This is a genomic window from Alkalilacustris brevis, assembly GCF_003350345.1.
GTDB lineage: Bacteria > Pseudomonadota > Alphaproteobacteria > Rhodobacterales > Rhodobacteraceae > Alkalilacustris > Alkalilacustris brevis.
In genome coordinates, this window is the sequence record NZ_QNVJ01000039.1 from 13,625 (window position 1) to 26,193 (window position 12,569).

General features: G+C 66.3%; 12 protein-coding genes. 5 read left to right on the forward strand and 7 right to left on the reverse strand.

All coding sequences use genetic code 11. The features are described 5' to 3' along the window. Positions 1-80 precede the first annotated feature (80 nt). Positions 81-1,286 carry an amino acid ABC transporter substrate-binding protein gene (locus tag DQ229_RS05455; protein WP_114965266.1) on the reverse strand — a complete coding sequence of 402 codons (1,206 nt, stop codon included), beginning with the start codon at positions 1,284-1,286 and terminating at the stop codon, positions 81-83. Positions 1,287-1,342: 56 nt separating this feature from the next. Further along, complete coding sequence (locus DQ229_RS05460) at positions 1,343-2,740, reverse strand: aldehyde dehydrogenase family protein (protein ID WP_238380969.1); 1,398 nt, start codon at positions 2,738-2,740, stop codon at positions 1,343-1,345. A gap of 205 nt (positions 2,741-2,945) precedes the next feature. Here DQ229_RS05460 and DQ229_RS05465 point away from each other — a divergent pair, with 205 nt between their 5' ends. After that, the gene (locus DQ229_RS05465) at positions 2,946-3,878 is read left to right on the forward strand and encodes an AraC family transcriptional regulator (protein WP_114965267.1); all 933 of its coding nucleotides are present in this window, start codon (positions 2,946-2,948) and stop codon (positions 3,876-3,878) included. A 53-nt stretch (positions 3,879-3,931) separates the two neighbouring features. On the opposite strand, the gene hemE is transcribed toward DQ229_RS05465, so the two are convergent. Then, positions 3,932-4,969, reverse strand: a complete 1,038-nt coding sequence (gene hemE / locus DQ229_RS05470; protein ID WP_114965268.1) for a uroporphyrinogen decarboxylase — start codon at positions 4,967-4,969, stop codon at positions 3,932-3,934. A 161-nt stretch (positions 4,970-5,130) separates the two neighbouring features. Between hemE and hemC the strand changes: the two genes are divergently transcribed. Beyond that, positions 5,131-6,078 (forward strand): hydroxymethylbilane synthase, encoded by a 948-nt coding sequence (gene hemC / locus DQ229_RS05475; RefSeq protein WP_114965310.1) that lies wholly within the window; start codon positions 5,131-5,133, stop codon positions 6,076-6,078. A 289-nt stretch (positions 6,079-6,367) separates the two neighbouring features. Here hemC and DQ229_RS05480 read toward each other — a convergent pair whose 3' ends face one another. Beyond that, positions 6,368-7,054 carry a response regulator transcription factor gene (locus DQ229_RS05480; protein WP_114965269.1) on the reverse strand — a complete coding sequence of 229 codons (687 nt, stop codon included), beginning with the start codon at positions 7,052-7,054 and terminating at the stop codon, positions 6,368-6,370. Between the two features lie 166 nt (positions 7,055-7,220). Between DQ229_RS05480 and ribA the strand changes: the two genes are divergently transcribed. Both ribA and DQ229_RS05490 read left to right on the forward strand, forming a co-directional pair. After that, positions 7,221-8,312, forward strand: coding sequence for a GTP cyclohydrolase II (ribA, locus tag DQ229_RS05485; protein WP_114965270.1), 1,092 nt, complete (start codon positions 7,221-7,223; stop codon positions 8,310-8,312). After that, positions 8,309-8,806, forward strand: coding sequence for a L,D-transpeptidase family protein (locus DQ229_RS05490; protein WP_114965271.1), 498 nt, complete (start codon positions 8,309-8,311; stop codon positions 8,804-8,806). Before ribA ends, DQ229_RS05490 begins: the two co-directional genes overlap by 4 nt. Positions 8,807-9,004: 198 nt before the next feature. Here DQ229_RS05490 and DQ229_RS05495 read toward each other — a convergent pair whose 3' ends face one another. From DQ229_RS05495 to DQ229_RS05505, 3 genes are all read right to left on the reverse strand, one after another. Beyond that, the gene (locus tag DQ229_RS05495) at positions 9,005-9,655 is read right to left on the reverse strand and encodes a YggS family pyridoxal phosphate-dependent enzyme (RefSeq protein WP_114965272.1); all 651 of its coding nucleotides are present in this window, start codon (positions 9,653-9,655) and stop codon (positions 9,005-9,007) included. A gap of 364 nt (positions 9,656-10,019) precedes the next feature. Then, positions 10,020-10,379: a porin gene (locus DQ229_RS05500; RefSeq protein ID WP_162300761.1), complete on the reverse strand. Its 360-nt coding sequence runs from the start codon at positions 10,377-10,379 to the stop codon at positions 10,020-10,022. Positions 10,380-10,600: 221 nt separating this feature from the next. Next, complete coding sequence (locus DQ229_RS05505; protein ID WP_114965274.1) at positions 10,601-11,485, reverse strand: porin; 885 nt, start codon at positions 11,483-11,485, stop codon at positions 10,601-10,603. Between the two features lie 305 nt (positions 11,486-11,790). Between DQ229_RS05505 and DQ229_RS05510 the strand changes: the two genes are divergently transcribed. Further along, on the forward strand, positions 11,791-12,303 hold the full coding sequence (locus DQ229_RS05510) for a DUF3576 domain-containing protein (RefSeq protein ID WP_162300762.1): 513 nt from the start codon (positions 11,791-11,793) through the stop codon (positions 12,301-12,303). Positions 12,304-12,569: the final 266 nt, after the last annotated feature.

Below are 12,569 nucleotides of genomic sequence, written 5' to 3' on the forward strand. Positions count from 1 at the left end.
CCCCGGCAATGGCCGGAACCGCACAGCCCGCGAGCGGCAGGACAATAGCCGCACCGCCTGCCTTGCGGCGACGGGTCGGCTCAGTCCCAGCCTTCCTTCAGGCGCACTTCTACGGCCCCCTCGCGCCCGCGCGAGGCCACGCCGCGGAACACCCCGTCCTGCCACTGGCCAACGGTCCAGAACGCTTCGTTATTGTTGTTTTCGTTGAAGCTGATCGGGCCGAGCACAGTGTCATAGGTGTTCTCGCGCAGGTGCTGCGCGATCGCGTCCCGATCGACCGAACCGATATCCTCGATCGCCTGGCCGAGTATCTCCATCGAGGCATAGGTGGTCGCCGAAGCCCAGTAGTCCGGCCCCTGCCCCATCAGTTCCTGATGCGCCGCGGCGAATTCCTGAAAGCGCGGGTCATCGGCATTCACCCCGCCCGGGCCGAGGATGTTGTTTGCAGCCTCGCCAAAACGGCCCCAGTAGGCGGGGAAAGGCGTGCCCACAGCGGTGTAGTAGAAGGGCACGTCGAAATCCTGGATCATCGCCTGCTCGGTGATCGCAAAACTGTCGGGCGGATACGACCACGCGATGAACGCGTCAGGGTTGGAGTTGCGCGCGCCATCCACGACCGTTGAAAGATCCTGCGTGCCCAAGGGATAGGACGAGTCATAGACAAGCTCGAACCCTTCTTCGGCCAGCACGCCGCGCGCCACGGTGGCCAGCTCGATCCCGAAGGCGTCGGCCACGTTGACCATGGCCACCCGGTTGCCGACCTGGCCGGCATCGCGCATCTCGGCCAGCAGGCGCACAGTGTCTTCGGCAAAGGCGCTGGTGGTGCCCAGCGTGAAGAACATGTTCGGGAACTGCTGTGAAAGCTGCGGCATCTGATCGGTGATGTTGGTCACCGAAAGCTGCGGATAGCCGAGGCGGTCGAAGATCGGGGCGGCGGCAAGGTTCAACCCGGTGCCATAGGGCGAAAGGATCAGGTCAACCTGATCCTGCGTGGCCAGACGAGTCACGGCCTGGATGGTTTGCTGCGGGTTTGTCTGGTCGTCATACTCGATCAGCTCGATGGTGGCGGGGCCGCTGTCAAGTTGAAGGCCACCCGCCGCGTTGGTCTGTTCGACCCACAGCCGGATCGCCGGCCAATGCGTCACTTCGGCGCCGCCGGCAAGGCCGCCGGTCTTGGGGGCTGCCGCGCCGATGCGGATGACATCCTGCGCCTGCGCGGCACCCAGCCCCGCCACCGACAGCGCGGCAGCCAGGGTCGTCAGCTTCAGGGCTGTTCTACGTTTCATGGTTTCTCCTCCTCTGTTGATCTTGGTCGAACGTTCTGCGTCCGTATTCTTGAAGTTTACAGCGGCCAGTCGCGTGGCGATTCGCGCTGACTGATCCATCGGATCTCGGTAAACTCATGCACGCCGGCTTCTCCTCCGAAGCGGCCGTATCCGCTGGCCTTCACCCCGCCCAGGGGCATGGCCGGGTCGTCATAAACGGTGGGGCCGTTGATATGACAGATCCCTGTCTCCAACTGGTCGGCCAAGGCGCGGGCGCGCGCAGTATCGGCGCTGAATATGGCCGCCGACAAGCCGTATTCCGTATCATTCGCGACAGTCAGCGCCTCTTCGTCGCCGCTGACACGGATTACCGGGGCGATCGGGCCGAAAACCTCTTCACGGTAAAGCCGCATCGAGGAATTGACATGATCAAGGATCGTGGGCTGCATCGTCGCGCCGCGGATGCCGCCACCAACCACCAGTTCCGCCCCTCGCGCCTGTGCATCCTCCAGCAGCGCAGAAAGCCGATATGTCGCCGCAGCCCCCACCAGCGCGCCCAGACGGCCCGTCCCACCGGGCGAGCCTTCTTCTTCGAGCAACGCGGCTGTCTGCGCGGCCATCACGGCAACAAAATCATCTGCAACACGGCGATCCACGATGATCCGATCGGTCGACATGCAGATCTGCCCCAGGTTGAAAAACGCGCCGAACACCGCCGCCTCGGCAGCGGCGTCGATATCGGCATCGTCCAGCACCAACAGCGGCGCCTTGCCGCTCAGTTCCAGTAACGCGGGCTTAAGGTGGCGCGCGCACAGCCCTGCAACCTCGCGGCCGACGCGCGTCGAGCCGGTGAAATTGACCCGCCGCACCGCCGGATGGGCAATCAGCGCCTCGACGATGTCATGCGCCTGCTCGGGCGCATGGGTGACAAGATTGGCGGCACCTTCCGGCAGGCCCGCCTCAAGCAGGCATTCGACGATCAGGCTATGGGTGCGCGGGCACATTTCGGACGCCTTCAGCACCACCGTGTTACCCAGCGCAAGCGGCGCCGCAATCGCCCGCACCCCCAGTATGACAGGCGCATTCCAGGGGGCGATACCCAGCACGACACCCACGGGCTGCCGGCGCAACCGGAAGCGGACCGCGCCACCCTCACCCGCCTGTTCGACATCACCCGGCCGATCACTCAGCGTGGCGGCCTGGCGCAGGATTGCCGCGGCCAGTTCACAGTTGAAACGCGCCCATGATTGCGCGCCCCCAGTTTCAGCCACCACAGAAGCCACGAAATCCGCCTCGCGCCGCTGGATCAGCTCGGCGGTGCGCTCAAGGATACCCGCGCGAAACGCAGGCGCACTGTCCGACCAGCCGGGGAAGGCCGCGGCCGCGGCATTGGCGGCGGCACAGGCATCGTCGCGCGTGCCCGCCGCGGCGCGGCTGGCGACATGATCCGACACCGGGTTGCGGCGCTCGAACACGCCGCCGTCAGAGGCCCTGACTTGCGCCCCCCGAATGATGAGATTCGTTTCCAGCACCTGTTCCCCCCGCGGCGAGGGCCTCGCCGGTTTCGCCCCCTTGCCCGAAACCGCCCTCACCGACATGACTTTCAGAAATACAGATTGCAGCAGGTAAAATAATGTCAATAACTGGTAAACTATTGTCGTTTTCCGGAGGCCCGCAGCCTTGCACTTCTCCTCGCCATCATCTCCCCCGCTTTCACCCGTTGCCCTGATCCGCGCCGACCGGCTGACCAGCGCGCTGCATGACCGCACCTTCAGCCTTGACCTGCCGCGCGCAGGGGCAAGTTACTGCGCGGTGCTGCTGACTGCCGGCACCGCACGGCTGACCGAGGGAGATCTGCCCGGTGACGGGCTTGAACTTGCGGCCCCCTGCCTGCTCTGGACCCCTTGGAACAGCGGCTATTTGTTTCGCCTGACGGCCGGGGCGACCGGCGCCTATGTGCTTCTGGGCGACGAGGTGCTGGCGCTGGCCGTCGGGCATAATGCCGAATCGGCTGAACTGACCCAGATCGCCCGCAGCACACTGATGCTTGTACTCGGCGACGAACGTACCGTGCTGAACGAATGCGTCACCGCGCTGGATGTGATCCGGCGCGAACAGCAGCAGCCCGACATCGGGTCGGAAAGCCTGATCGAAGGGCATGTGCGCGGGATTCTCGTGCATCTCTGGCGGCTCAGCGCTGCCGGCGGCTTCAGCACCACGCGCGACGAAGACCCCTCCGCCGCCCGGACGCTGCAGCGGTTTCGCCAATTGCTGGAGGTGAACTTCCGCAACCGGTGGCCCATTGCACGCTATGCCGAAACGCTGGGAATGTCTTCTGACCGCCTGCACGACATATGCCAGCGGAAGCTGGGCAAACCTCCCCGCCAGCTTGTCCAGGAACGCCAGATGCACGAAGCGCGCCTGATGCTGGAGCGTACGACCCTGACGCTGGAACAGATAGCTGGCGCGCTGGGCTTTTGTGACAGCGCGCAGTTCAGCCGCTTCTTCGCAACCCGCGCCGGGCTGCCGCCGGGACGCTACCGCAAGGAAGCGACCGCGCGCCGCGAACGTCACGAGAGCAGTCCCCTGCCCGGCTACACCGACTGGCCCTGACCGGCAGCCGCCGCCGGAAAACCCGGCCTGAGTGAGTTCTCAGCAGCGGCGCCTCAGCCGCGAATGGCATCGAGCAGGCGATGCACATTCTCGGGGTCGGCGTCCGGCGTGATGCCGTGACCGAGATTGAAGACATGCGGCCCGCCGCGCAGCGCCCGGACGATGGCGCGGGCCTCTGATACCAGCGCATCACCCCCTGTCACCATGTGCCGGGGGTCGAGCATCCCCTGCACGCAGCCGTTCACCTGGACATTGGCCGCGGCCCATTCCGGGCTGACCGACTGATCCAGCGCCACGCAATCGGCACCGGTCGCACGCGCAAACCCGGCATAAGCCGCGCCGGCGCCACGCGGAAAGGCAATGACAGGCACATCGGGATACCGGGCCTTCAGCGCTTCGATGATCGTCGCGATGGGCTGCTGGCAGTAGCGGCGGAAATCCTCGCCCTCAAGCGAACCGGCCCAGGAATCGAACAGTTTGACCACCTCGGCCCCGGCCTCGATCTGGGCGGCAAGATATTCGATGGTGGCTTCGGTAATGCGCGCCATCAGCGCCTCGAAGGCCCCGGGGTTTTCGGCCTTGAGCTTGTGCGCAGGGCCTTGGTCTGGCGTGCCGCGCCCGGCGATCATGTAGGTGGCCACTGTCCACGGCGCGCCGGCAAAACCGATCAATGTGGTCTCGCGCGGCAGCGCCGAGGCAACGTTGCGCACGGTCTGGTAGACGGGTGCTAGCGTCTCATGGATCTCGCCCGCCGGTTTCAGGGCCGCGACACCCTCATCCCCGGTAATGGTCGAAAGCCGGGGCCCCTCGCCTGTGACAAACCACAGATCAGCCCCCAGCGCCTGCGGCACCAACAGGATATCGGCAAACAGGATCGCCGCGTCGAACCCGTAGCGGCGGATCGGCTGCAGCGTGACCTCGGTGGCAAGGTCCGGGTTATAGCACAGCGACAGGAAATCCCCCGCCCGCGCGCGGGTGGCGCGATACTCGGGCAGATAGCGCCCGGCCTGCCGCATCAGCCAGACGGGAGGGGGAGAAAGAGCCTCGCCCGCCAGGGCCCGCAACAGTGTCTTTTGCGATGTCTCGCGCATGTTCCTGCGTCCTCCGGCCCGGTCGATCGTGCAGCCCCTCGTCCCTTGCGCGGCGCGGCTTGTCAAGGCGTGCGGCCCGGCTCACCGCCGGAACCGATTGCCGCAGGCAAGGCCCCCTGTCCCCGTTGCCACCACTGCTTCACCCGGCTATGCAGGCGCCCATGACCAAGACACGCCCCACCCCCGACCGCCCGCTGCGCATCGGCACGCGCGGCTCGCCGCTCGCACTCGCCCAGGCTGAGGAAACCCGCCGCAGGCTGATGCAGGCCCATGACCTGCCCGAAGCCGCGTTCAAGATCGTCCCGATCAAGACAACGGGCGACCGCGTGCAGGACCGCCCGCTGAAGGAGATCGGCGGCAAGGGGCTGTTCACCCGCGAAATCGAAGCCGCGATGCTGGAAGGCCGAATCGACATCGCCGTGCATTCGATGAAGGACATGCCGGTTGCACAGCCCGAGGGGCTGGTGCTCGACTGCTACCTGCCGCGCGAAGATCCTCGCGATGCCTTCGTGTCGCTCAAGGCCGGGTCGATTGCTGATCTGGAGGCCGGGCAGGTCATCGGCACCTCAAGCCTGCGGCGGCGTGCCCAGATGCTCAACCGCCGCCCCGACCTGCAGGTGGTGGAGTTTCGCGGCAACGTGCAGACCCGGCTGCGAAAGCTCGATGACGGGGTGGCCGATTGCACCTTCCTGGCCATGGCCGGGCTCACCCGCCTGGGCATGACCAATGTCGCGCGCGGCCCTGTCGACCCTGAGGAAATGCTGCCCGCCGTCGCCCAGGGCGCCATCGGTATCGAACGCCGCGAAGGGGACGCCGCCCTCGCCGACCTGCTGGCCGCGATCCACGACCGCGACACCGCCCTGCAACTGGCCGCCGAACGCGCCTATCTGACCGAACTGGAAGGCTCGTGCGAAACACCCATCGCAGGGCTCGCGATCCTCGAAGACAGCGAAATCTGGCTGCGCGGCGAGATCCTGCGCCCCGACGGATCGGAAAGCCTTGTGGATGAAGGACGTGCGCCCTTCAGCGATGCCGCCGACCTCGGCCGCGAAGTGGCTCGCAAGCTGATGGAACGCGCCCCCGAAGGATTCTTCGACTGGCGCACGTAAGCCTGAGCCTGAGCCCAGGCGCCTGCCACGCTCCGGGCGCACCCTGCATCGCCGAAGCGGTAAACATGCGTTCCGGCAGAACCAGATGCGCACCCGCCCCCTTCTTCTTGGGAAAAATATCCTCGCCGAAGGCGGCCCGGCGGTGGCAACAGGCGCCGTCAGCGCGGCTCGGGCGCGACGGCGGCAAGAGGTCCGCATGAAAAAGGCCCGGCACAGGGCCGGGCCAGTCTTGCAGGGAAGAGAGCGCCAGCCATACGACCGGCGAAGAGAAAAGAGACGGCAACAGCCGTCAACTCACCAGGCGGTAGCCGCCTGACTCGGTAACCAGGATACGTGCATTGGCCGGGTCCGGTTCAATCTTTTGTCGCAGCCGGTAGATATGGGTCTCCAACGTGTGGGTCGTGACGCCCGCGTTATATCCCCAGACCTCGTGAAGGAGCACGTCGCGCTGCACCACCCCTTCGGGTGAGCGGTAGAGATACTTGAGAATGTTGGTCTCTTTCTCGGTAAGGCGAATCTTCCGGTCGTTCTCATCATAGAGCATCTTCATCGCCGGCTTGAACGTATAGGGCCCGAGCTGGAAGATCGCGTCTTCGGATTGTTCGTGCTGTCGCAGTTGCGCGCGAATGCGGGCCAGCAGCACGGGGAACTTGAAGGGCTTGGACACATAGTCGTTCGCCCCGGCATCGAGCCCGAGAATCGTATCGGCATCGCTGTCATGTCCGGTCAGCATGATGATCGGGCATTTCACCCCCTGCTTGCGCATTCGGCGGCACAACTCGCGCCCGTCAGTGTCGGGCAGCCCGACATCAAGGATCGCCAGGTCATAGGGCCCGGCCTTGACCTTCTCCATCGTCTCGGCGCCATCGGCGGCCTCGAAGACGTCGAAGTCTTCGGTCATCACCAGTTGTTCCGACAGCGCCTCGCGCAGGTCGCCGTCATCATCCACAAGCAGAATTTTCTTCAGCTTCGCCATGGGGTTGTTCCTCCTTCTTGGTGGAAGGGAGATGCGGTCGCGGCACGGTCTTGCCAAGGATTGCAACAACAGGCTCACGCCCACGTGTCGATATGGGGGTAAATGTTTCACTTTTCGAGCGGCAGCGTTACATAAGGCGGGTCATCGCCACAGCCGGAACGGGTTCATGCCGCTCAGACCCAGCATCATCGAATACCTCAACCGCGCGCGCGCGGATCTGCGTATGGGGGTGCCGGTGGTGCTTGCGGGCGCGCAGGGCGGCGCGCTTGTGATCGCGGCCGAGGCGCTCGATCCCGCGCGGCTGGCCGAGTTGCGGCTGCTGGGCGGGGATCTGGTGCTGGCGATCACCGCGCACCGGGCCGCCACGCTGAAGGCGCGCGCCTATGACGGCGACCTGGCGCGGGTCAGGGTGCCTACGGATGCCGGCCCGCAATGGATCAGGGCCATCGCCGACCCTGCCGATGATCTGCGCAGCCCGATGAAGGGACCGCTGATTTCCGAGCGCGATGGCGACGCCAGCCTGCACCGCGCCGCGCTGTCGCTGACGAAATCGGCGCAACTGTTGCCTGCGGCCCTGGTGCTGCCGGTCTCCGACGCCGCAGCGATGGCCGCAACGCATGGGCTGACGCTGGTCCGGCTGGAGGAAGCCCGCGCCGAGCTCGACCGCGCCTCACCGCTGCATCCGGTCATCTCGGCGAACCTGCCGATGGCGGCCAGCCAGGCCGGGCGCGTGCATGTTTTCCGCCCCGAGGATGGCGGCGTCGAGCATTACGCCATCGAGATCGGCGCCCCACCACGCGACAAGCCGGTGCTGGCGCGGCTGCACTCGGCCTGTTTCACCGGCGATGTGCTGGGCAGCCTGAAATGCGATTGCGGCCCGCAACTGCGCGCGGCGCTCCAGCAGATGGGGGATGAGGGCGCGGGCGTTCTGCTTTACCTCAACCAGGAGGGGCGCGGCATCGGCCTGGCCAACAAGATGCGCGCCTACAGCCTTCAGGATCAGGGGTTCGACACGGTCGAGGCCAATCACCGGCTGGGCTTTGAGGATGACGAGCGCGACTTCCGCATCGGCGCGGGGCTTTTGCGGCGCATGGGGTTTTCCGCGGTGCGTCTGCTTACAAACAACCCGGCCAAGTTGCGGATGCTTGAGGCCAACGGCATCGAAGTAGTGGAGCGCGTGCCGCTCAGGGTCGGCGAGACCCCACAAAACGCTGCCTATCTTGCAACCAAGGCGGCAAAATCCGGGCACATGCTGTGAGGCCTGGCGATCTGGTCGTCACCCGCTGGGGCTGCCGGTTTCGCGGGCGGGTCTTTCCCTGCTCCATCGGGCGGGGGGGCTTTGCCGCCAACAAGCGCGAGGGCGACGGGGCCACGCCGCTGGGCGTGCATCGGATCACCGGGTTGCTTTATCGCGCTGATCGGGTGGCGGGGATGCCCGGCTGGGCGCAGCCCATCGGCCCGCGCGATCTGTGGTCGGATGATCCCGGCGATTCGGCCTATAACCAGCCGGTGCGCGCGCCCTACCCGTGCAGTGCCGAGCGGCTGCGCCGGGCCGATCCGCTTTATGACATGGTGCTGCTGACTAGCTGGAACTGGCCCGATCCGCAGCCGGGACGGGGTTCGGCCATATTCCTGCATGTCTGGCGGGGGCCACGGGTGCCGACGGCGGGCTGCGTGGCGTTACGGCGCGACCACCTGCGCTGGATCATCGCGCATATCTCGCCCGGCGCGCGGGTGGTGGTGCGGGGGTAAGCCGCGCCAGAAATGGATGAGCCGCGCCAGCGACAGGCCGCGGGCTGTCGACCTCCGGCGGCGAAACAGCAGCGCTTTATGCCGGAAAAGTCCGAAAGACATGCGAGCGACGCGCCTGCATCCACAAGATCGACAGGCCGAGGGGGCGGCCTGTCGATGGCGCGGCGGGCCTGCGGCCCTTGTTCCGCGCCCGCGCCCCTACCCGCCCCGCGCGCCGAATATGGCGGAGCCCACGCGCACATGGGTTGCGCCCAGGGCGATGGCGGTTTCGAAATCGTCGCTCATGCCCATCGACAGCCCGCTCAGCCCGTTGCGCGCGGCGATTTCGCCCAGCAGGCGGAAATGGGGGGCGGGGTCTTCTTCCACGGGGGGGATACACATCAGCCCTTCAAGCGGCAGGTCCAGCGCGCGGCATTCCTTGATGAACCCGTCCGCATCGCCGGGCAGCACGCCGGCCTTTTGCGGCTCGGCCCCCGTGTTCACCTGCACGAAAAGCGGCGGGCAGGCGCCGCGTTCCTGCGCCAGCCGGGCCAGCGTGCGCGCCAGCTTGGGGCGGTCGAGCGAATGGATCGCATCGAAAAGATCGAGCGCCTGGCGCGCCTTGTTGGTCTGCAAGGGGCCGATCAGGTGCAGCGCGACCCCGTCAAACCGCGCCTGCCAGTCGGGCCATTTGCCGGCGGCCTCCTGCACGCGGTTTTCACCGAAGATGCGATGGCCTTCCTCCAGCACGGCCTCGACCCGTTCGGGCGGTTGCAGTTTTGACACGGCGATCAGGCACACGGAGCCGGGCGGGCGGCCTGCGGCCTCTTCGGCGGTGTGGATACGGCGGGTGATCTGCGAAAGCGACATGGCCTTACCTTACCTGTTTGCGGGCAAGAGGCCATATCGCGGCGGGGAATGGAAGGGCCAGCGGGGCGTGTCGCGCTGTGCGATTCCGATCAGAGGGCATGCGCCCGCCCGAGGGGGGCGCGGATGCGCCCGCCTGTCGTGCCGCAGGCACGCCTACGGCGTGACGGGGCGGGCGGGCGCATGCCCGGGCCGCAAGCGACCCGGGCGGAATGAAACGGATACAAGCCAACACGAAAGCGCAGGCAGCGCCCGACCCGAGGGGTGGGCGTGAAGCGCCCGCCCCGTGGGGGGCGGGTCGGGCGCTGCCTGTGCTAGCGCACAGGCGGTAACTCACTTTAACGAAGCGTTTAACCGGCCCGCCCCCCTACTCGCCACTCCAGCGCAGGGGTTGGGGGCGGCGCAACTCGGGCGGCAGGGCGCTGCCGAATTGCAGCGTGCCGCCTTGCCCGCGCGTGGCCGGATCGGCGCGGTCGCCGTCGCCCAGCCCCACGCCATAGCCCAGCCCGCCATCGGTCTGCCCGCGAAAGTGGAAATGCACGCGCATCCGGCTGACAAAGCGCATCCCGCCCTCGGACCCGCCGTCATAGGCCACGCCCATCCGGGCATCGCCGGTGATGGACACGCCGCTCTGGCTCGCGCCGCTTTGCCCCTGCGCAAAACCCGGCTGGGCAAGGGCCTGCGCGGGCAAAAGCGCGGCAAGGGCAAGGATCAGAGGCAGACGCATGGGGCACAAATCCCTATTCATGCGCGAAAGGGTGGCGCAGCCGGCCCGAGCCGTCAAGCGCGGGCATGGTCACAAAGTGGAGGGGCACGAAACGGAGGGGTAAGAGGTGCAGGGGCGCGAAACGGCGCGCATGAAAAAGGGCGCAGGTGTTGCCACCCACGCCCCTTGAATATGCGAACCCCGGCGCGCAGGGGCGCCGGGGCTGCAATCCGATCAGATGATCAGAAGCGGAACGCCACGCCGACATCGGCGGTGGTTGCACCGTTCTGAACATCGTTGATGCTGGCACCGATGGTGGCGCCGCCACCCAGCGCGTAGGTCACGCCAGCACCGACGTGGTTGTTGCCGGCGAAGTCACGCTTGGCGCGGAACTGAACACCAACCGCATCAAAGCTTGCGTTGATGTCGAAGCCATACTGGTTTTCTTTCGTGGTGCTGTCGTCCAGGCGGCCAGCGAAAGCACGCAGCGAGATGTTGTCAAACGACGCCTGACCGCTAATCATGATGTGCTTGAGCTTTGTGCCAGGAGCAGCAAGATCATTATCAGCCTGCTCATAGCCGATGCCGACGCCGAAGCCATCCGCCGAGTATTGCGCACCGACCGAGTAGGCGCTGACTTCACCTGCCTCGGTCTTGAGCTGACCCGAGCTGACCGCGAAGGTGAAGGCATCCATCGAGTAGGTGTAGAGAGCACCGGTGGTCTCGCCAACACCCAGAGCCGAGGCCCGCGAACCGCCAGCGTTTTCCATCACGCCGATGTGACGGGTGCGGAACCAGGTCGCTTCAAGGGCGCTGTCCACATCACCCATTTCAATGGTGCCGAACTCGCCGCCGATGAAGACCGAGCCGCCATCCATCATAGTGTTACCAGCGGCATCATCTGCCTGGTCAGCGCGGAACGAACCACCGAAGCTCAGGCCGCCATCGGTTTCGCCGGCCATGTTGAATTGCACGCGCAGACGGCTCTTGAACAGGGCCTTGGATTCAGTACGGGTGTCACTGTAGTCGACACCCATCCAGCCGTTACCGCTCAGCGTCACGCCTTGCGCCGAAGCCATGCCGGCCGACAGCGCGAGAGCTGTGGTAGCAATAAGGATCTTTTTCATGGTTTCCCTCGTGTCTGTATGAGAACGCGTCTCTCGATAAGATCAGCCCAATCCGGTTGGTCCGATTTGGGTCTGTATCTCTTTCCCGCTTTCGGGGTGTGTTTGCAACGCCGCGCCGCGTGCCCCGCTCACTCCGGACTGGGCTGGTGCAGCTTTGCCACAGTCGGCGTGCCGGGCCTGCCGGGGCGGGGCCTGTGCGCGGCGGGTTCGTGGGGGCACAGGGGCCGGGCAAAATGCCTTATGCCTTGTTCGGCTGCGTTTGCTCGGCTAGAGATGGCGCAGGGACAAGGAAGGGACGCATCGGCATGTTGGGCACCCACACTCTTCGCGCTGGCACCATTTTTCGCGCGGCCGTCTTGATCGGCCTTGTCGCATCGCTGGGCGCGTGCGGCGGCACCCGGCTGGGCGACATGTTCGGCAGGGGCGAACCGGTGGAGGAACAGCGCCCGCTGGAACGCGCCGACGCGCAGCGCGAATCGACGATCTGGGATCTGTTCACCAATGTCGAATCGGCCAACACCACGGTCGAGGTGAACAGGTATCTGTGGAACGCCACGCTCGAGGTGCTGGATTTCCTGCCGGTGCAGACGGTGGACCCGTTCTCGGGCGTTCTGGTGACGGGGTTTGGCACGCCGCCCGGTGGCGGGCAGGCGTATCGCGCGGCGGTGCTGGTGAACGACCCCGCGCTTGACGCGCGCTCGCTCAAGGTGGCGCTGATGACGCGCTCGGGGCCGGCCAGCCCGGCGACGATTCGCGCGGTGGAGGATGCGATCCTGACCCGCGCGCGGCAGATGCGCATTCGCGACATGGGGCTTTAGGGCGGACCGCATACCAAGGTGACAAGGCCGGGCGGGAGGTGCCCGGCCTTTTTCATTGGCGGTGTGGGGTGATTGTATCCCCGCCTGTGCGTCAGCACAGGCAGCGCCCGACCGGCAAACCGCCTGACCGCGCAATCACACTCCCGCCCGTGCGCAAGCACGGGCAGCGCCCGCCCGCCCCCCAGGCGGGCGCTTTCAGCGCCCCCCTCGGGCGTGCGCTGCCCGTGCTGTTCAGGTGGTGCACACTTGCCCCCCACCCTATTGAC

What these genes read in the sequence shown, in the direction of transcription:
- DQ229_RS05495 (WP_114965272.1), bottom strand. Translation starts at nt 9,655, where the DNA reads ATGTCGCTTTCGCAGATCACCCGCCGTATCCACACCGCCGAAGAGGCC.
- hemC (WP_114965310.1), top strand. Translation starts at nt 5,131, where the DNA reads ATGACCAAGACACGCCCCACCCCCGACCGCCCGCTGCGCATCGGCACG.
- ribA (WP_114965270.1), top strand. Translation starts at nt 7,221, where the DNA reads ATGCCGCTCAGACCCAGCATCATCGAATACCTCAACCGCGCGCGCGCG.
- DQ229_RS05510 (WP_162300762.1), top strand. Translation starts at nt 11,791, where the DNA reads ATGTTGGGCACCCACACTCTTCGCGCTGGCACCATTTTTCGCGCGGCC.
- DQ229_RS05505 (WP_114965274.1), bottom strand. Translation starts at nt 11,485, where the DNA reads ATGAAAAAGATCCTTATTGCTACCACAGCTCTCGCGCTGTCGGCCGGC.
- hemE (WP_114965268.1), bottom strand. Translation starts at nt 4,969, where the DNA reads ATGCGCGAGACATCGCAAAAGACACTGTTGCGGGCCCTGGCGGGCGAG.
- DQ229_RS05500 (WP_162300761.1), bottom strand. Translation starts at nt 10,379, where the DNA reads ATGCGTCTGCCTCTGATCCTTGCCCTTGCCGCGCTTTTGCCCGCGCAG.
- DQ229_RS05455 (WP_114965266.1), bottom strand. Translation starts at nt 1,286, where the DNA reads ATGAAACGTAGAACAGCCCTGAAGCTGACGACCCTGGCTGCCGCGCTG.
- DQ229_RS05480 (WP_114965269.1), bottom strand. Translation starts at nt 7,054, where the DNA reads ATGGCGAAGCTGAAGAAAATTCTGCTTGTGGATGATGACGGCGACCTG.